This is a genomic window from Pandoraea nosoerga (genome assembly GCF_902459585.1).
Taxonomy (GTDB): domain Bacteria; phylum Pseudomonadota; class Gammaproteobacteria; order Burkholderiales; family Burkholderiaceae; genus Pandoraea; species Pandoraea nosoerga.
Map to the genome: position 1 here is coordinate 111,672 of NZ_CABPSC010000008.1, position 18,750 is coordinate 130,421.

General features: G+C 65.7%; 16 protein-coding genes and 2 pseudogenes. 9 read left to right on the forward strand and 9 right to left on the reverse strand.

Going from position 1 to position 18,750, the window contains the following annotated elements; translation table 11 throughout:
• Positions 1–78 precede the first annotated feature (78 nt).
• The 8 genes and pseudogenes from PNO31109_RS11990 to PNO31109_RS12025 form a co-directional block, all read right to left on the reverse strand.
• Positions 79–474: pseudogene (locus PNO31109_RS11990) on the reverse strand (diacylglycerol kinase); the annotation flags it as partial.
• 77 nt (positions 475–551) lie between these two features.
• Positions 552–1,586 (reverse strand): glycosyltransferase family 4 protein, encoded by a 1,035-nt coding sequence (locus PNO31109_RS11995; RefSeq protein ID WP_150555743.1) that lies wholly within the window; start codon positions 1,584–1,586, stop codon positions 552–554.
• A gap of 180 nt (positions 1,587–1,766) precedes the next feature.
• A pseudogene (locus PNO31109_RS12000) lies at positions 1,767–2,615 on the reverse strand (UDP-2,3-diacylglucosamine diphosphatase); the annotation flags it as partial.
• A 242-nt stretch (positions 2,616–2,857) separates the two neighbouring features.
• Positions 2,858–3,814 (reverse strand): alpha/beta hydrolase, encoded by a 957-nt coding sequence (locus PNO31109_RS12005; protein ID WP_150555745.1) that lies wholly within the window; start codon positions 3,812–3,814, stop codon positions 2,858–2,860.
• Positions 3,811–4,416: an RDD family protein gene (locus PNO31109_RS12010; RefSeq protein WP_150555746.1), complete on the reverse strand. Its 606-nt coding sequence runs from the start codon at positions 4,414–4,416 to the stop codon at positions 3,811–3,813. Before PNO31109_RS12010 ends, PNO31109_RS12005 begins: the two co-directional genes overlap by 4 nt.
• Positions 4,417–4,727: 311 nt before the next feature.
• Positions 4,728–5,615 (reverse strand): DUF3106 domain-containing protein, encoded by an 888-nt coding sequence (locus tag PNO31109_RS12015; protein ID WP_150555747.1) that lies wholly within the window; start codon positions 5,613–5,615, stop codon positions 4,728–4,730.
• A 22-nt stretch (positions 5,616–5,637) separates the two neighbouring features.
• A complete protein-coding gene (locus PNO31109_RS12020; RefSeq protein WP_150555748.1) occupies positions 5,638–6,066 on the reverse strand; it encodes a DUF3619 family protein in 429 nt (142 codons plus the stop codon).
• Positions 6,063–6,635, reverse strand: coding sequence for an RNA polymerase sigma factor (locus PNO31109_RS12025; protein WP_150555837.1), 573 nt, complete (start codon positions 6,633–6,635; stop codon positions 6,063–6,065). Before PNO31109_RS12025 ends, PNO31109_RS12020 begins: the two co-directional genes overlap by 4 nt.
• 449 nt (positions 6,636–7,084) lie before the next feature.
• Here PNO31109_RS12025 and PNO31109_RS12030 point away from each other — a divergent pair, with 449 nt between their 5' ends.
• The 7 genes from PNO31109_RS12030 (at position 7,085) to PNO31109_RS12060 (ending at position 15,386) form a co-directional block, all read left to right on the forward strand.
• A complete protein-coding gene (locus PNO31109_RS12030; protein ID WP_150555749.1) occupies positions 7,085–8,854 on the forward strand; it encodes an acetolactate synthase 3 catalytic subunit in 1,770 nt (589 codons plus the stop codon).
• A gap of 79 nt (positions 8,855–8,933) precedes the next feature.
• Entirely contained in the window at positions 8,934–9,425 is a 492-nt protein-coding gene (gene ilvN / locus PNO31109_RS12035; protein ID WP_023595471.1) for an acetolactate synthase small subunit, read from the forward strand.
• A 79-nt stretch (positions 9,426–9,504) separates the two neighbouring features.
• A complete protein-coding gene (gene ilvC, locus PNO31109_RS12040; protein WP_150555750.1) occupies positions 9,505–10,521 on the forward strand; it encodes a ketol-acid reductoisomerase in 1,017 nt (338 codons plus the stop codon).
• A 383-nt stretch (positions 10,522–10,904) separates the two neighbouring features.
• The gene (locus PNO31109_RS12045; protein WP_150555751.1) at positions 10,905–11,540 is read left to right on the forward strand and encodes a phosphatidylserine decarboxylase; all 636 of its coding nucleotides are present in this window, start codon (positions 10,905–10,907) and stop codon (positions 11,538–11,540) included.
• Between the two features lie 160 nt (positions 11,541–11,700).
• Positions 11,701–12,579 (forward strand): CDP-alcohol phosphatidyltransferase family protein, encoded by an 879-nt coding sequence (locus tag PNO31109_RS12050; protein WP_150555752.1) that lies wholly within the window; start codon positions 11,701–11,703, stop codon positions 12,577–12,579.
• Between the two features lie 238 nt (positions 12,580–12,817).
• Entirely contained in the window at positions 12,818–13,300 is a 483-nt protein-coding gene (lysM, locus tag PNO31109_RS12055; protein WP_150555753.1) for a peptidoglycan-binding protein LysM, read from the forward strand.
• A gap of 541 nt (positions 13,301–13,841) precedes the next feature.
• Complete coding sequence (locus PNO31109_RS12060; RefSeq protein WP_150555754.1) at positions 13,842–15,386, forward strand: 2-isopropylmalate synthase; 1,545 nt, start codon at positions 13,842–13,844, stop codon at positions 15,384–15,386.
• A gap of 174 nt (positions 15,387–15,560) precedes the next feature.
• Here PNO31109_RS12060 and PNO31109_RS12065 read toward each other — a convergent pair whose 3' ends face one another.
• The gene (locus PNO31109_RS12065; protein ID WP_150555838.1) at positions 15,561–16,088 is read right to left on the reverse strand and encodes a hypothetical protein; all 528 of its coding nucleotides are present in this window, start codon (positions 16,086–16,088) and stop codon (positions 15,561–15,563) included.
• Positions 16,089–16,541: 453 nt separating this feature from the next.
• On the opposite strand from PNO31109_RS12065, the gene PNO31109_RS12070 reads away from it, so the two are divergent.
• Both PNO31109_RS12070 and rpsO read left to right on the forward strand, forming a co-directional pair.
• Complete coding sequence (locus PNO31109_RS12070; protein ID WP_150555755.1) at positions 16,542–17,804, forward strand: branched-chain amino acid ABC transporter substrate-binding protein; 1,263 nt, start codon at positions 16,542–16,544, stop codon at positions 17,802–17,804.
• Between the two features lie 377 nt (positions 17,805–18,181).
• Entirely contained in the window at positions 18,182–18,451 is a 270-nt protein-coding gene (gene rpsO, locus PNO31109_RS12075; protein WP_023595479.1) for a 30S ribosomal protein S15, read from the forward strand.
• Positions 18,452–18,750 lie beyond the last annotated feature (299 nt).

Genomic DNA, 18,750 nt, shown 5'->3' on the forward strand with positions numbered 1-18,750 from the left:
TGAGTATCAGGTATACGGCGACCGATTATACCCGGCAGCCGCACGCTGCCAAGCCTGCGGGGCGGGGCGACCCCGATATCAGAAAAGCGCTGTACGTATCAGTTCGGCGATGACGGGGCCGGCGAGCGAAGCCCAGGTGAGCAGGCAAAGACCGAGCGCGACGAGCACGGCCGCACTGCCGAAATCCTTGGCGCGCTTGGACAGTTCGTGCCGCTCCAGCGAAATGCGGTCGATGGCCGCCTCGATGCTCGAATTGACCAGCTCGATGATGAGCACGAGCAGCACGGAGCCGATGAGCAGCACGCGCTCGACGGCCGTGACCGGCAGGAAGACCGCCGCGGGCAGCAGGATCGCGGCGAGCGCCAGTTCCTGCCGAAAGGCGCTTTCTTCGAACACGGCAAACTTGAAGCCGGACAGCGAATACTTCAGGGCGCGCCATGCACGCATGACGCCCCGGTTGCCCTTGTAAGGATTCGGTTGTTTGTCGCGCGGCGGCGGGTGATCGATGAACAAGCGTCAGGTTCCTCGCCGCAACGGGCTTTCGAGATGGATCAGAGCGCGGGCGCGAGCGTCGGCTCGGGCTTGCGCGGGTGCAGATGCGAGGCGAATTCCTCGGAGGCGGCCTGCCACGAGAAGCGCTCGGCCCAGGCCCGTGCGCTCGCGCGCGAGACTTTGAGCGCATCGAGGCAGGCTTCGCGAAGATCCTCGCGCAGGGCGCCGCCTTCGCCTTCCGGGCAGCCGTCGAGCACGTCGACCGGGCCGGTGACCGGGTAGGCCGCCACCGGCAGGCCGCACGCCATGGCTTCGAGCAGCACGAGGCCGAACGTGTCGGTGCGGCTCGGGAAGACGAAGACGTCGGCCGATGCGTACACCTTCGCGAGCTCGGGCTGCGAGAGCATGCCGAGGTAGTTCACGTCGGGGTAGCGCGAGCGCAGTTCGGCCAGTTGCGGTCCCTCGCCGGCGACCCACTTGGAGCCGGGCAGGTCCAGCTTCAGGAAGGCCTCGATATTCTTCTCCACGGCAACACGTCCCACGTAGAGGAAAATCGGATGCGCCGAATTTAGCACATGTGCTTCCTGCACACGGAAGATGTCCAGGTCCACGCCGCGCGTCCACAACACCACGTTGCCAAACCCGTTCGCCTCGAGATCACGCTTGACCACAGGCGTGGGCGCCATCACCGCGCGCGACGGCCGGTGAAACCAGCGCAGAAACCGGTAGGTAGTCGCGAGCGGCAGGCCGAAGCGCGCCTGCACGTACTCGGGAAAGCGCGTGTGATAGGCGGTGGTGAACGGGAAGTCGTGGCGGATGGCCCACTTGCGGGCGGCCATGCCAAGGGGCCCTTCGGTGGCGATGTGCAGGGCGTCCGGGGCGAATTCCTCGATGCGGCGCGCCACCCGGCCGGCCGCGAAGAACGCGAGGCGGATCTCCGGGTACGTCGGACACGGTATCGTGCGGAACTCCAGCGGGGTCAGCAGCTCGACGCGGTGGCCGGCGGCTTCCAACTGAGCGCGCGTGTTCTTCAACGTGCGGACCACGCCGTTGATCTGCGGATCCCAGGCGTCGGTGATGATCATGATTTTCATCGGGCGCTCCTTCGCGCACGTGGCGCGGGTGGGTGGCACGCGTGCGAGAGCTCGCGCGGCGATGCCGGGTGGGGCGCGCGCAGCAGTCCCATGCCTTGCGCGCGCGGGGGGTGCGACTGCGTCAAAGGGCCGACGGCGCGCGAGAGGAGCTCGCCGCCGACAGCCGGTGCGGCCGGGCGTTCACGCGCTCACCGGCGTGGCCTTCACTTGGCTGCGGGCGGCGCGCCTTTGCGTCCAGTAGACGATGCGCAGCTCGCCTTCGGTCGTCTCGACGAGCGCGGAGAGGCTCTCGACCCAATCGCCGTCGTTGCAGTAGAGCAGGCCGTCGATGTCGCGGATCTCCGGCTTGTGGATGTGGCCGCAGACCACGCCGTCGCAACCACGGCGGCGCGCTTCGTCGGCCATCACATGCTCGAAGGCGGAGATGAAGTTCACGGCGTTCTTCACCTGATGCTTCAGGTATTGCGAGAGCGACCAGTACGGGAAGCCGAAGCGGGTGCGCACGCGGTTGAACCAGCGGTTGAGCAGCAGCGTGAGCGTGTAGAGCGAGTCGCCCAGGTAGGCGAGCCACTTCGCATGCTGGATCACGCCGTCGAACAGGTCGCCGTGGGTGATCCACAGCCGCTTGCCGCCGAGCGTGGTGTGAAACGCCTCGTCGCGCACCGCGATGTCGCCGAACGCGAGTCCGCAGAATTGCCGCGCGGCTTCGTCGTGATTGCCCGGCACGTAGATCACCTGCGTGCCCTTGCGTGCGCGGCGCAGCATCTTCTGCACCACGTCGTTGTGCGTCTGCGGCCAGTGCCAGCCGCGGCGAAGATGCCAGCCGTCGATGATGTCGCCGACGAGGTACAGATAGTCCGATTCGTGATGGCGCAGGAAGTCGAGCAGGTACTCGGCCTGACAGCCTTGCGTGCCGAGGTGGATGTCGGACAGCCAGATAGTGCGGTAGCGGGTGATGCCTTCAGGCGGTGGGTCGAGCGGGTCGGGGGTGTCCGGCGGCAGGTCGATCGTGGAGGGCGGTGTGGCGGGAGGGCTGGCGGGTGGGCAGAGGGGGCGGCCCGGCGGGGTGTCAGCGAAATGTCCGGCGCGAGCAGCAGGCGTGGGAATCGGAAAGTCGAAGGTCGGTGTCGTCGTCATAGCGGCTCGCACGTCGCGTTGAACATGCGAGCATTGCGCCATGGCTTCGTGAAGCGCAGATGACAGTCATCGCCTTGTCGCCGAACTGTCTTGCAACGTCGCGCGAACGCCACAGCACGCCGCGGGTTGCCGCGTCACGCGCCGCGCCGCAGTCCCTGGGCCACGCGCTCCAGCGTTTCGAGCACGAGCGCGCGGGCGCGCGGATGCGTGCCGAGCGACACGTGCCCCAGCCGATCGAGCGCAACGTTGTGCGCGCCGGGCAACACCGAGGTGCGCGTGGGATACACCACGTTGTCGTGATACGTGTAGATCGAGGTGATGCGCGCGCGCTCGGCGTCCGTTTCGCGGTTGGCGAGCGCGATGAGCCACTCGCTGCCAATGCCCATCTGCCGGACGTTGACCCCGAAACCGTGACGCGCGTGCAGCGTGCCGAAGTGCGGCGAGCCGAGCGTGATGGTGTGCGCGACGGGCAGCGTCGGGTGGCGGCTCAGGCAAGCGCGGGCGGCAAGCCCGCCCATGCTGTGACCGACGATCACCACCGGCAGGCGCGTGCGCTCGGCCAGCGCTTGGGCAGCGCCCGCAATTTGCGGCGCGTATTCGTCGATGTCGCCGAAGATCGGACCGAGATTGATGGCGTCGCACTGATAGCCGGCGTCGGCCAGATGCCGGGCAAAGCGCAGCCAGAAGGCGCGATTGCAGCCATAGCCGTGCAGCAGCAGGACGGCGACGGCGCGCGCCGGGCCGCTCGGCGCCGGCAGCGGGGCGGCGCTGCGCCACGGCTGGTAGAGGTCGAGCAGCAGGATCGAGGCCGCGCATTCGTAGGCCCAGGTTGCGATGCCGACGCCGGCCGGTGCGCGCCGGGCCGGTGTCGGGTCGGCCTGCGCGGCCATGACGAAGCCCGCCGCCAGTGCGATGGCGTGCGAGACGGGCAGCCACAGCATCGTCCACAGAACGGTGGCCCACGGGTTGTGCCAGGCGGACCATGTGGCGGCGGCAACGACGAGCGAGAGGCCCACCTGCACGCCGCCATAGACGAGATGCGGGCGCGAGGGCCGCGCCCGGCGCGCCGCGGCCGGCGGCGGTGTGGTCATTTGCCGAGCACGCTCACGAGCCGCGTGCCCGCGAGCCGGTCGTGCACGAACTGGTGATCGGGCACCACGCGCATGGCGAGCGCCCAGAGGGTCATCCAGCCGGCGAGCAGCGACGCGCTGCCCCAGCCGGTCAGCCCGAAGGCCCAGTCGAGCGCCATTGCCGGGAGGACCCACAGCCAGGCGAGGACGTAGCGCACGATCGCGCGAGGCGCGCGCACCGGCTGGCCGTGCGCGTCGACGAGGCGAATCTTCCACGTCTTCATCGCGAGCGTCTGGCCGCCATGCGTCCAGAACCACACGAAGTAGGCGCCCAGCACGAGGAACAGCCAGGCCTGCATCGCGTGGCGATACATCAGGCCGCTGCGCTGCTGAGTGAGGGTGCTAAAGAGGTAGCCCGCGAGAAAGAGCACGCCAAAGAGCAGGAGCGACTCGTAGACCATGGAAAGCAGGCGCCGCCGCAACGTCGGCACCGCGTAGCTGTGGCGCAGGGGCGATGCGGCGTTCGGGGCGCCCGGGCGGCTCCCGGCGTCTCGGGTGTCCTCGGTGCCCTCGGTGTTCGAGGCGCTCGGCGGCGTGGCAGTCTGAGTCGCAGTGTCGGTCATCGGCAGTCGCTCGTCGCGGCGTGATCTGGGTTCCTGTTTTCGGGGCGCGGCCAGGTGTACCCAGCCGGCTGTGCGTCGCCCATTATGCGGAAGAACGGGCCGATGGGCCAGCCAGCCAGCCAGACGGCCGGGCGCGGCTCGTGAGGCGGGGAGAGGGGGAAGAGGGAAGAGGGGAAGAGGGAAGAGGGGGGGAGCGCGGGAGCCCGATGGAGGCCGCGCGCCGTCCAACAATGCGAACGGCCGCCCGCGGGCGGCCGTCGTGATGCTCTCGCGTGGGCCGGAGGCCGACGCCCCGCGCCCATGGGGGCGTGTCAGTTGTGGTGATACAGATCCGAGTTGAAGACGGCGTCGCCGTTCCTGTCGCCACCTTTGTCTGCGTTCGCGGCGCTGGCCGCGCTCGCGCCGGCTGCCACCGGTGCTACCGCAGAGGCCGGCGCGGGCAGCGCTGCCGCCGGGGCGGAGGCTGCCGAAGCGGGCGCCGCGGCCGGCGCAGCACCGCTTCTGCCTGCCGCGGCGTCCTTGCGGTGCACGGCGGCGTATGGGTTCTTCACGCCTGTGCGGCCCGTGGGCGGGGCACTGACTACGTTGGGGCGATTGGCCTGTTTCTTGTCGTCGGCGGCCAGGCGGCTCTTTTGTTCCTCGGTGAGCTGCTGGTACTGCTGCCACACCTGCACCTTGCGCTCGGGCGGCAGCGTCTTGGCGTTCTGGTAGCTCTCGCGCGCGAGCTTGCGCTGCTCGGGGGTGAGGCGCACCCAGTCGGCCATGCGGTCATGCAGACGCTTGCGGCCTTCGGGCGAGAGGGTGTGAAAACGCTTGGCGATCTCGATCCACTTCTCGCGCTGGCGCTCGCCCATGCGGTTCCAGTCCTGCGCGAGCGGGGCGAGAGCTTCCTGCTGGGCCGGGGAGAGCCTGGCCCAGTGTCCGCCGGGCGACGGCAGCGCGGCGGCGGCCGGGGAGGCGGCAGAGGTCGGGGAGGCCGGCGACGCGGCGGCACCGCCCGCCTGCGACGTGCTGGCCGACAGGCTGCCGACCGGTGCGGCGCCGGGTGCTCCGGACGTGACAGCGGGCGCCGAGGCACCGATCGCCGGCGGGGCGTCGGACACGGGAGCCACGGTCTGGGAGCGGCGCAGCGCTACCGTGCCGGCAAGACCGGCCACGATCAGCGCGGCGACGAGAAAGAGTACGTTGCGTCGCGTCACTGGGCGGTTGGGAAGGGGGGGACTACTGGGCACGCTTCAGATAGGCGTTGAACCCGTGATCGGCATAGGCCGACAACGGCAGTTCGTCGCTCAATACGGCGGCGTCGATATCCGCCAGGTCCTGAATGTGCTGCTGATGTTCCCAGTACGCGATGCCGGCCAGCCCGATCACCAGTGCGGCGAGCGGCCAGAGCAGTCCGAGGCGGCCGAGCTTGTCGAGTACGCGGCGCGGCCCGCCGAGATCCGGCGTCTGCATGGTGCCCACACCCGCGAGCACCAGCGCCGGCTGCACGACGGCGGCCGTTTCGGGCTTTTTGCGGGCGAGCGCCTCACGGCGAGCGGCGGCCAGCCGGGCCGCGATGTTCGGCGACGGCGCGTCGGCTGCTTCATCCAACGCGAGCCGCACGCGATGTGCGAAGCGAATTTCCCTCGTTTGCAGATCGTGACTCATAACCTGATCCCTTTTGCCTTCAACGCTTGTGCCAACGCGTGCGTGGCGCGCGAGCAGTGCGTTTTGACGCTGCCTTCCGAGCACCCCATCGTGGCGGCGGTCTCGGCAACGTCCATGTCTTCCCAGTAACGCATGAGGAAGGCTTCTCGTTGACGCGCCGGCAGTTTCTGTATTTCCGTTTCGATGACGGTCAGAATTTCGGTACGCGAAACGGCGTCCTCGCTGCTTTCGGTCTGCACAGACCCGTCTTCGCCCAGCAAGGTTTCCAGCGGGTCGAAATCGTCTCGCTCGTCGTCTGCCGGGCCGGCCAGGTTCGAGAACAGCGTGACCCAGGTGTTGCGCACCTTTTGCCGGCGGAAATAGTCGTGAATGGTGTTCTGGAGGATGCGCGTGAACAACAGCGGCAGGTCGGCCGACGGCTTGTCGCCGTACTTCTCGGCCAGGCGGATCATCGCATCCTGAACGATATCGAGGGCGGCCTCCTCGTCGCGCACGGCGTAGACGGCCTGCTTGAAGGCGCGTCGTTCGATGCCTGCGAGAAAATCCGCCAGTTCCTTGTCAGATGCCATCCGGTCGGGTGTACGCAGCCTTTGCCTGCTGCGCCCTTTGAAATGCCGCGTAAGCGTAAAAATCACGTAACGATTGCGTAGTCGGTGCGGATGCTACCAAAAACGCGCTCGGCTGTAACCGCTTTTGCGCCCGGCGGTGTTGCGCGGCGGCGGTGGGCGGGCGCTCACGTTCCTATGATGTGAGGATTGTGCACCAGCGTGGCGCGACGCGACGCATGGCGTGGGAAATTGGCGGCATGACTTCGCGAACATGCTGCAAATGCATAAACTTGCTTGACCATTTTGCTGCAAACCGGTAACGTTGCCAGTTCGCAATATCTGTGATTGTCTCAATATCGGCACGCCTATCCGGTGTGTCCATCATTCAGACGCGCAGCTTGAGCCCGGACCACAAGTTCGTGGGGAGAGCACCCGATCAAAATTTTTGCCGAAACTTTGAAAGGTCGACGATGAACATGCCAAGCGCGGAATTCTCCGAGGCGGAAGCTTCACGCCACCAAAATACTTCCGAAGACATGATCGGCGCCGAAATTCTCGTGCGCTCGCTTCAGGAAGAAGGGGTCGAACATCTGTGGGGTTATCCCGGCGGTTCGGTCCTCTACATCTACGACGAACTCTACAAGCAGGACAAGATCCAGCACATTCTGGTGCGCCACGAGCAGGCTGCCGTGCATGCGGCAGACGCCTATTCGCGTTCCACCGACAAGGTCGGCGTGTGCCTCGTGACGTCGGGCCCCGGCGTGACCAATGCGGTCACCGGCATTGCCACGGCGTACATGGATTCGATCCCGCTCGTGATCATCACCGGACAGGTGCCCACGGCCGCCATTGGCCAGGACGCCTTCCAGGAGTGCGACACGGTCGGTATCACCCGTCCGTGCGTCAAGCACAACTTCCTCGTGAAGGACGTGCGCGAGCTCGCCGCCACCATCAAGAAGGCCTTCTACATCGCCAAGACGGGCCGTCCGGGCCCGGTGCTGGTCGACATTCCGAAGGACGTCTCCAAGGCGCGCTGCCGCTTCGAGTATCCGAAGTCGGTGTCGCTGCGCTCGTACAATCCGGTCACGAAGGGCCACTCCGGCCAGATCCGCAAGGCGATGAGCCTGCTGCTCTCGGCCAAGCGCCCCTATATCTATACGGGCGGTGGCATCATTCTGGCCGACGCGTCGAAAGAACTGAACCAGTTCTGCGACCTGCTCGGCTATCCGGTGACCAATACGCTCATGGGCCTGGGCGGGTATCGCGCGAGCGATCCCAAGTTCCTCGGCATGCTCGGCATGCACGGCACGTATGAAGCCAACATGGCCATGCAGCACTGCGACGTGCTCATCGCCATCGGCGCGCGCTTCGACGATCGCGTGATCGGCAACCCCGAGCACTTCGCCTCGCACGCCCGCAAGATCATTCACATCGACATCGACCCCTCGTCGATTTCGAAGCGCGTGAAGGTCGACATCCCGATCGTCGGCGACGTGAAGGAAGTGCTGCGCGAAATGATCGAGAATCTGCAGACGGCCGAGCACGGCCCGGACACCGCGGCGCTGGCCGACTGGTGGAAGCAGATCGAGCAATGGCGTTCGCGCGATTGCCTCGCGTTCGATCGCGAGAGCGAGATCATCAAGCCCCAGCACGTGGTCGAGACGTACTGGAAGCTCACCGACGGCGAAGCGTTCGTGTGCTCGGACGTGGGTCAGCACCAGATGTGGGCCGCCCAATACTATCGCTTCAACAAGCCGCGCCGCTGGATCAATTCCGGCGGTCTGGGCACGATGGGCTTCGGCCTGCCGGCGGCAATGGGCGTGAAGATGGCGCATCCGGACGCCGAAGTCGCCTGCATCACCGGCGAAGGCTCGATCCAGATGTGCATCCAGGAACTCTCGACGTGCCTGCAATACCGCACGCCGATCAAGATCCTGTCGCTCAACAACCGCTATCTGGGCATGGTGCGCCAGTGGCAGCAGATCGAATACAGCAAGCGCTATTCCAGTTCGTACATGGACGCGCTGCCCGACTTCGTGAAGCTCGCCGAGGCGTATGGTCACGTCGGCATGCGCATCGAGAAGTCGTCGGACGTCGAGCCGGCGCTGCGCGAAGCGCTGGCGCTCAAGGATCGCACGGTATTCATGGATTTCCAAACGGATCCCACCGAGAACGTCTGGCCGATGGTCCAGGCGGGCAAGGGCATCAGCGAGATGCTGCTCGGTTCAGAAGATCTGTAAGACGAGGCGCGCGCAGCGCCGCGGCGAATGCCGGCGAGCGCCTGCGCGGTCCCCACACCAGGACAATCCGGGATACACCATGAGGCACATTATTTCTGTTTTGCTCGAGAACGAGCCGGGCGCGCTGTCGCGCGTGGTCGGTCTGTTCTCGGCGCGTGGCTACAATATCGAGACCCTCACCGTCGCACCGACCGAAGATCGGTCGCTCTCGCGCATGACGGTGGTCACGACGGGCTCCGACGACGTCATCGAGCAGATCACCAAGCACCTGAACCGGCTCATCGAGGTGGTGAAGGTCGTCGATCTGACCGAGGGGGCGCACATCGAACGTGAGCTGATGCTCATCAAGGTGCGCGCCGTGGGCAAGGAGCGCGAAGAGATGAAGCGGATGTCGGATATTTTCCGCGGCCGCATCATTGACGTTACCGAAAAGACCTACACGATCGAACTCACCGGCAATTCGTCGAAACTCGACGCATTCATCGAAGGGCTCGATCGCACGGCGATTCTCGAAACCGTTCGTACCGGCGGGTCGGGAATCGGGCGTGGTGAGCGCATCCTGAAGGTCTGACCGGCAGCGGCAACGCGGTAAGCGGATTTCGATCCATTCTGATTGCAGTTATTTTTTTGGCATTACGGGACAATTCCAAATGAAAGTTTTCTACGACAAAGACGCCGACCTCTCCCTCATCAAAGGCAAGCAAGTCACGATCATCGGCTATGGCTCGCAAGGCCACGCCCACGCGCTCAACCTCAAGGACAGCGGCGTGAACGTGACGGTGGGTCTGCGCAAGAACGGTGCTTCGTGGAACAAAGCGGTCAACGCCGGCCTGAACACCAAGGAAGTCGCAGAAGCCGTGAAGTCGGCCGACATCGTCATGATGCTGCTGCCCGACGAGCAGATCGCCGACGTGTACAAGAACGAAGTCCACGCCAACATCAAGGAAGGCGCCGCCCTTGCCTTCGCGCACGGCTTCAACGTGCACTATGGCTGCGTGATTCCGCGCGCCGACCTCGACGTCATCATGATCGCCCCGAAGGCGCCGGGCCATACCGTGCGCTCGACGTACTCGCAAGGCGGCGGCGTGCCGCACCTGATCGCCGTGGCCCAGGACAAGTCGGGTGCCGCGCGCGACATCGCCCTGTCGTATGCTGCGGCCAACGGCGGTGGCCGTGCCGGCATCATCGAAACGAACTTCCGCGAAGAGACCGAAACCGACCTGTTCGGCGAGCAGGCCGTGCTGTGCGGCGGCACCGTCGAGCTGATCAAGGCGGGTTTCGAAACGCTGGTCGAAGCCGGCTACGCGCCGGAAATGGCCTACTTCGAGTGCCTGCACGAGCTCAAGCTGATCGTCGACCTGATTTACGAAGGCGGCATCGCCAACATGAACTACTCGATCTCGAACAACGCCGAGTATGGCGAGTACGTCACCGGCCCGCGCGTCGTGACCGAAGAGACGAAGAAGGCGATGAAGCAGTGCCTGACCGACATCCAGACGGGCGAGTACGCCAAGTCGTTCATTCTGGAGAACAAGGCCGGCGCCCCGACCCTGATCTCGCGCCGCCGTATCACGGCCGAGCACCAGATCGAGCAGGTGGGCAGCAAGCTGCGCGCGATGATGCCGTGGATTGCCAAGAACAAGCTGGTCGACCAGTCGAAGAACTAAGTATGGCGCGCCGCGCGGCGCGCGCGTCCGGGGCGGTTCGAAAGCCGCCTGGCCGGACGGCGGGCGCCGGCGGCGGACGGTGCGCCGGCCGGGCATAGGATCGCCTCGCCGGTGGCCGCGTGGCCCTGGGCCGTCCGTTTTGCCGCAGCGCTTGCCGCGGCGAGGCGGGCGGCTCTTTTCGTTTGCGGCCCATGCCGGGCATACCGCATCGAATGCATCGAGAGCGGCGCGCCGCGCGTGCGTAATGTGAGGCGCCCGTCGCGAATGGGGAAAAAGTGTCGCCGCGGCGCGCGCATTGCTACAATGCCGCCACGCCACGGTTTGGCCCAACGCAGGCCGACCCGCTCACTCAACCGCTTTACCAAGGACGCGAGTTCAATCGCATGAATTATCCTCACCCGATCATTGCCCGCGAGGGCTGGCCCTTCCTGGGCATCGCCGTCGCCGTCGCGCTCGTCGTGCATTTCATGGCCGGCGTGGTTTGGGCCGCGCCGTTCTGGGTGATCGCCCTGTTCGTTCTCCAGTTTTTCCGCGACCCGCCGCGTCAGGTGCCGCAACAGGCCGGGGCCGTGCTCTCGCCGGCCGACGGTCGCATTGTCGCGATCGAGACCACGCAGGATCCTTACGCCGGTCGCGAGGCGCTCAAGATCAGCGTGTTCATGAACGTGTTCAACGTCCACTCGAACCGCGCGCCGGTTGACGGCACCGTGACCAAGGTGGAATATTTCCCGGGACGTTTTTTCAACGCCGACCTCGACAAGGCGTCGCTCGAGAACGAGCGCAATGCGCTGGTGATCGACGTGGGCGGCCAGATCGTCACGAGCGTGCAGGTGGCCGGGCTCATTGCCCGGCGCATTCTGTGTTACGTGAAGGCGGGCGACCGCCTCACGCGCGGTCAGCGCTACGGCTTCATCCGGTTCGGCTCGCGCGTCGACGTGTACCTGCCGCTCGGCTCGCGCCCGCGCGTGGCGATCGGCGACAAGGTGTCCGCGACCTCGACGATCCTCGCCGAGCTGTAAGTCGCTCGCACCATCGAACGATGGCCGCGCCCCGCGCGGTGCGACGTCACGTCGCGCACCGGCCCGGGCGCGGTTTGCAACTGCTTTCGCTTCTCGCGTTCCAATAGCGGTGATCCGTCGCGGGCTCGCCCGTAGTCTCAGCATCGTCAAGGAGGTACAGATGCCGGAAAACCATCGCGGCCGCTTGCGCAACAACGTCAGGCATCTCTCGCCGTTCGGCCGTCACAAGCCATCATCCACAGAGCCATCGATGAACGAAGACCACGACCCGGGTGTGGAGGACGACCTGCCGGTGCGTCCGCGCAATCGCGGCATCTATCTGTTGCCGAACGCCTTCACGACGGCGGCGCTCTTCTGCGGCTTCTTCGCGATCGTGCAGGCCATGAATGATCGCTTCGAGCAGGCCGCCATTGCCATCTTCTTCGCGATGGTGCTCGACGGCATGGACGGGCGCGTGGCGCGCATGACCAACACGCAGAGCGCTTTCGGCGAGCAATACGATTCGCTCTCGGACATGACCTCGTTCGGTGTGGCGCCGGCGCTGGTAATGTACGAGTGGATCCTCCACGAGATCGGCAAGTGGGGCTGGCTCGCCGCGTTCGTGTACGTGGCCGGCGCGGCGCTGCGCCTCGCGCGCTTCAACACGAACATCGGCGTGGTCGACAAGCGCTTCTTCCAGGGCCTTGCGAGTCCGGCGGCGGCCGCGCTCATCGCGGGCTTCGTGTGGATCACCATCGACAACAAGCTGCCCGTCAACGTGTTCTGGATGCCGTGGGTGGCGTTCGGCCTGACCATCTACGCCGGCATGTCGATGGTCTCGAACGCGCCGTTCTACAGCGGCAAGGCGCTCGATGTTCGCCAGCGCGTGTCGTTCGGCGTGGTGCTGCTGTTCATGGTTGGCTTCATTCTGGTGTCATCGGACCCGCCGCTGGTGCTCTTCGGCATGTTCTGCCTGTACAGCATCTCGGGCTATGTGTTGTGGGCGTTCCGCTTCCTGAAGGGCCGCCGGCAGCGCATCTTCGGCGAGGTCGACGAATAGGCGAGGCATCGGGCAGGCGGGGCGGGGGCGCGGGCGCGGGCGCCCTCATCCCGCCGCCCACCGCCTGGCGCCCACCGCCTGCTGCTTGGCCATCCCGTCATTTCACCATTTCGCCTTCCCGCCATCTTGAGGTAGTCTTGGCGACAGCGAGCTTGGCAGCACCCCGTTGGCCGGACGGGCCTTGGCAGCTCGGTCCGTCCGTGCCGTTTCCGTTGTTCGACGTGACGAAGGAGAAATCATGGGCATTCTGGACTTCGTGAAAGAAGCCGGCGAAGCGTTGTTGGGCAAGGCGCAGGCCGCCGAAGCACCTGCACCCGGGCCGGATACCGATGCGGCCAACCGGGCTGCTGCCGACGCCATTCAGAACTACATCAAGACGCAGAATCTCGACGCGACCGGCCTGACGGTCACCTTCGACGGCGCCACGCGCACCGTCACGGTCTTCGGCGTGGCGCCCGATCAGGCGACCAAGGAAAAGATCCTGCTGTGCTGCGGCAACGTGAAGGGCGTAGCCGCGGTGGACGACAAGATGTCGGTCTCGACGGCGTCGGCCGAGGCCACGTATCACACGGTCAAATCGGGCGACACGCTCTCTGCCATCTCGAAGGCGGTCTACGGCGATGCCAACAAGTACAACGTCATCTTCGAAGCCAACAAGCCGATGCTGACCAGCCCCGACCGGATCTACCCGGGCCAGGTGCTGCGTATCCCGCCACTCTGATTGCCTCACGCTTGGCCATTGGCTTGACGCGCAGCCCGGCCATCGCGCCGGGCTGTTTCGTTCACGGCCGCGCTGCCCACGCTGCCCGCGCTGCTCGCGCTGCGGCTTCTCGGCACTTCCAGGCACTTCTCGTCGTTTCTCCCCATTTCTTGCCGTTTCTCGCCGTTTCTCGCCACTTGTCGCGGCCACCCGCCGCTTACCGTTGCGTGCGCGCCGGGTGCCGCCGACATGCCTGCACGCCTGCAGGGACAAGGTTCGCAAGGGGCGGCGCGCGTTGCGGAATCAGCGGTTTCCGACTATATTGGCGCTCATGATTTCTGGCACCCTCCCGGCTTCGGGCCGTCCTCTCGCACCGCCAACGCCAGGCCAATTCCCCGCTCGCGGGACGGCCGTGCCTGCGCGCGTCGCGCGCTGATTCCCTCCGGCAGTTGCCCGCCTCGCACGACGCTCGCGCGCCGGCTCCGGCCGACCGACGGCGAATGCGCCGTGCCATGACATCCAGAACAATCCGAACGCTACGAGATCCCCACAGGAGAAAGACATGGCTGACAAGCTGATCATTTTCGATACGACCCTGCGCGACGGCGAGCAGTCGCCGGGTGCGTCGATGACGCGCGAGGAGAAGATCCGCATCGCCCGTCAACTGGAGCGCTTGCGCGTGGACGTCATCGAGGCCGGCTTCGCTGCCAGCTCCAATGGCGATTTCGAAGCCATCAAGGCCATCGCCGGCATCGTGAAGGACAGCACGGTCTGCTCGCTCGCCCGCGCCAACGATCGCGACATCTCGCGTGCGGCCGAAGCGCTCAAGGGCGCGAACTCCTCGCGCATCCATACGTTCATCGCCACTTCTCCGCTCCATATGGAGAAGAAGCTGCGCATGAGCCCGGACCAGGTGTTCGAGCAGGCGAAGCTTGCGGTGCGCTATGCGCGCCAGTTCACGGACAACATCGAGTTTTCGCCCGAAGATGGCAGCCGCTCGGATCTGGACTTCCTGTGCCGCGTGCTCGAGGCGGTGATCGACGAAGGCGCGACGACCATCAACGTGGCCGACACGGTCGGCTACGGCGTGCCGGAACTCTACGGTCAGCTCGTGCGCACGCTGCGCGAGCGCGTGCCCAATTCGGACAAGGCCATCTGGTCGGTGCACTGCCACAACGACCTCGGCATGGCCGTGGCGAATTCGCTCGCGGGCGTGCAGCTGGGCGGCGCGCGTCAGATCGAATGCACGATCAATGGCCTGGGCGAGCGCGCCGGCAACACGTCGCTCGAAGAAGTGGTGATGGCGCTCAAGACCCGCAAGGATTACTTTGGTCTGGACCTGGGCATCGACACGACCCAGATCGTGCCGGCCTCGAAGCTCGTCTCGCAGATCACCGGTTTCAACGTCCAGCCGAACAAGGCCGTGGTGGGCGCCAATGCGTTCGCTCATGCGTCGGGTATCCACCAGGACGGCGTGCTCAAGGCGCGCGACACCTACGAGATCATGCGTGCGGAGGACGTGGGCTGGACCGCCAACAAGATCGTGCTCGGCAAGCTCTCGGGGCGTAACGCGTTCAAGCAGCGTCTGCAGGAGCTGGGCATCGAGATGGAATCGGAGCAGGACGTGAACGCCGCGTTTACCCGCTTCAAGGAACTGGCCGATCAAAAGGCCGAGATTTTCGACGAAGACATTCTCGCGATCGTCTCGAACGAGGCGCAGGCCGAAGGCGGCGAGCATTTCTATCTGGTGTCGATGGCGCAGCATTCCGAGACGGGCGAGCGTCCGAGCGCGCGCGTCGTGTTCACGGCCGAAGGCAAGGAACTGGTCGGCGAGGCGGAAGGCAACGGCCCGGTCGACGCCGTGCTCAACGCCATCGAATCACAGGTGCAAAGCGGCGCGGAGCAACTGCTGTATTCGGTCAACGCGATCACGACCGGCACGCAGTCGCAGGGCGAAGTGACCGTGCGGCTGTCGAAGGCCGGTCGCATCGTCAACGGCGTGGGCACCGATCCGGATATCGTGGCCGCATCGGCCAAGGCGTACCTGTCGGCGCTCAACAAGCTGTACTCGAAGTCCGAGAAGCTTAACCCGCAGCTCACGCCGTAAGCGCAGGCGTCGACGTCGAGACAAAGATCAACGCCCGCCGCCGGATGTCCGGCGCGCGGGCGTTTTGTGATTGCGCCGGCAGAGCGCGAGCGTGGCCGACTGGATGGTCCCTATGGCCAATATGGCCCCGATCGCCCCGATGGACGTGAAGGGCGCGGGTGCGAGGGCCGGCCGTCAGAACAGATTGTTCTCGCGCTTTTCGTGCAGCGGATCGGGGCTGATCTGCGTGGTCTTGACGATACCCTGCGGGTCGAAATAGAAGTTCATCATCGAATACCAGACGTCATCCTGCTTGAAGCGGTACGTCCAAACTTCGCGCTTCATGAGCGGAAAATACGACGTTTCGACCGGCTCGCCGAAGTGATGCAGCACGTCGGTCTTCGTCCATTTGTCGATCTCGACCTTGTTGAATTCCGGCATGGACAGCACCTGCGCCATGCTCAGCAAGCGGCCCTGCGCGTCGAAGTCCGCGGCGATGGTCTCCTCGCCGAACGGCTTGGTCGGATAGAGCCAGCGTGTCACGCCAGGCGCAAGCGGGTAGACCTCGCGCGGTGCGCCCAGTCGGGTCTGCACCTCGGCCTGCGACGCGTTGGGCGGGACTTGCTGCCAGGGCGGCGTGTAGCAGGCGGCGAGCGACAGCGCCAGAGCGCCTGCGGCAAGCCAGCGTAATGCGGCGCCGGGCCGCAAAATCCGCAGGCGCAGCGAGCTGTGCGTCGACGCGCGCGCGAGAGGGGGCGCTTTGGCGTCAGGGCGGGGGGCGCCGGTCCGCGTCCGGTGCGAATGGGTCATGGTTGGCCTCGCGTGAAGGGTGCCAATAGTATCGGCGGCATTGAGGACATTGAGCACGTTAAGGGCATCGGCAACGTCAAGATATCGAGGGCATCGAGGGCATCGAGGGCATCGAGGGGCTCGCGGCGCCGGGCGGCACGGGCGGGCGCCGGTGGCTCCGGGGCCGCAGCGAAACCCAAGGGCGGACGCTGCTACCCGGCACAGGCGCGAGTACGTGGGCGCGCGGGTACGCGGGCGTCCTCGGTCGACGGCGGTCCGGCGGCATGCCGATAGGATAACGCCATGTGCCTCATCGTGGGGCGCCTCGGCTTGCCCCGTGGGGTGCGGGACGTTATGATGCGCGCCGAGACAGTCACTGGGGCCCTGATGAAATTTCGAGTCTTGCTGGCACGCTGGTGCGCGGCCGGCCTGCTGGCCGCGACCGGTCTGGCGCATGCGGCGCCGCCGATCCGCTTCGCGCTGATCGAGGGCATGAGCGGGCCATTCGGCAATGCCGGCGCCATGGTCGAGCGCAATCTGCGCTTCGCGATCGACCGCGTGAACGCTCGCGGCGGCGTGAAGCTGCGTGACGGCGCGCATCCGCTGGAGCTGACCGTCTTCGATAGCAAGGGCGCCGTCGAGGAGAGCCTGATCCAGCTCAAGGCGGCAGGCGACGTGGGCATTCCGTTCATCCTGCAAGGCAACAGTTCGGCGGTGGCGTCGGCGCTGATCGACGCGATCAACAAGCGCAACGCCCGCGAGCCGGGCCAGCGCATGCTGTTTTTCAATTACTCGGCCGTCGACACGGCGCTCACCAACGAGCAGTGCAGCTTCTGGCACTTCGCGTTCGACGCCAATGCCGCCATGCGCATGCAGGCGCTCACCGAAGCCATCCGCGAGGACGGCAGCATCCAAAAGGTCTACCTGCTCAATCAGGACTACAGCTTCGGCCGCCAGGTCGCCGGGCTCGCCCGTCAGATGATCGGCGCGAAGCGTCCGGACGTGCACATCGTGGGCGAGCAGTTCAGCCCGGTGGGACGCGTGAAGGATTTCACGCCGTATCTCGCTCGCATCCGGGCGTCGGGCGCGGACACGGTGGTCACGGGCAGTTGGGGCAACGACCTCACGCTGCTCGTGAAGGCCGCGCGCGAGCAGGGCATGGAATTGAAGTTTTATACGTTCTATGGCAACGCGCTGGGCGCGCCGGCGGCGTTGGGCGATGCCGGCGTGGGGCGCGTCTACGCCGTGGCGGAGTGGCATCCGAACGTGGGCGGCGAGGCTTCCGACGCGTTCTACAAGGCGTTTCGGGCGCGCTATCCCGAGGCGCGCGACGATTATCCGCTGCTGCGCATGAGCGTGATGATCGACATGATCGCGGCCGCGCTCGAGCAGGCCGGCACGACCGATGTGACCACGGTGGCCCGCGCGCTGGAGAACCGGCGCGTTCGCGAGGCGCCGGCCGAGGCGTGGATGCGCGCGAACGATCATCAGATGATCGAGCCGCTATACGTCTCGGTGATGCGCCGCGCCGGCGAGCCGGGCGTGAAGTTCGACAACGAAGGCTCGGGCTACGGCTTCAGGACGGTCATGGAATTGCCGGCGAACAAGGTGGCGCTGCCGAGTACCTGCCGCATGGCGCGCCAGCGCTGACCTCCCGGCGTTAAGCGGGAGGGATAGGGTGGCGCGGCAGAGAGGGCAGAGATTTGGCGCAGCAATTGAAGGAGTCGGAGGGAATCCGGGGGAGCCGGATCGGGCGCGATTGGCCGGATGGGGCAGATTGGTCGGATTTTCCGGGCAATTGGGCGGAATTTGACGGATTGTCCCGGGTCGGACCCGTGTTTTCGGCGGAAAACCGGGCGGCTGGCCCGGCGCTGTGGGGCGAAGTGCGGAAAATTGTGGCGTCGCGATGGCGAATCCCGTATAATCGCGCACTTGCAGTTTTGTTTGTGTGCGGCGATGCCGCGCATGTTTTTGTAAGTTCACGGCACGGCCATTCTTCCGTGACCGCCTGTCTCCAAGGAAAGCAAATGTCGAACGCAGATATCAAGAAGTCGGACGTCGTGGCGCAATTCGCCCGCACCGCCAATGACACCGGCTCGCCCGAAGTGCAAGTTGCGCTGCTTACCACGCGCATCAACGAATTGACCCCGCACTTCAAGGCCCACATGAAGGATCACCACAGCCGCCGCGGTCTGCTGCGCATGGTGAGCCGTCGCCGCAAGCTGCTTGACTACCTCAAGGGCAAGGACGCCGATCGCTACCGCGCCCTGATCGAGAAGCTGGGCCTGCGTAAGTAAGCGATTACGATTACGACGAGATGCCTGTATCAGCGTGCTGATGCAGGCATTTTGTTTTTGGGCGTTGCCCCGGTGGAGATCCGACGAGGACGCCAGCCGGGAACGAGACCCGGCCGCAGCGCCGGGTTTCGCCCAAATCCCCGGCAAGACCGGGACGAGCCGGCAACGGCTTGGCAACAAATTTCGCAACGAATTTCGCAATAATTCCGGTTCACGGGGCCTCGTCGGCAAGCAGGGCTTGTGTCATTCCAGGGTCGCATCAGACATGCACGGCAATCGGCCGAGCAACGCTGGAATGG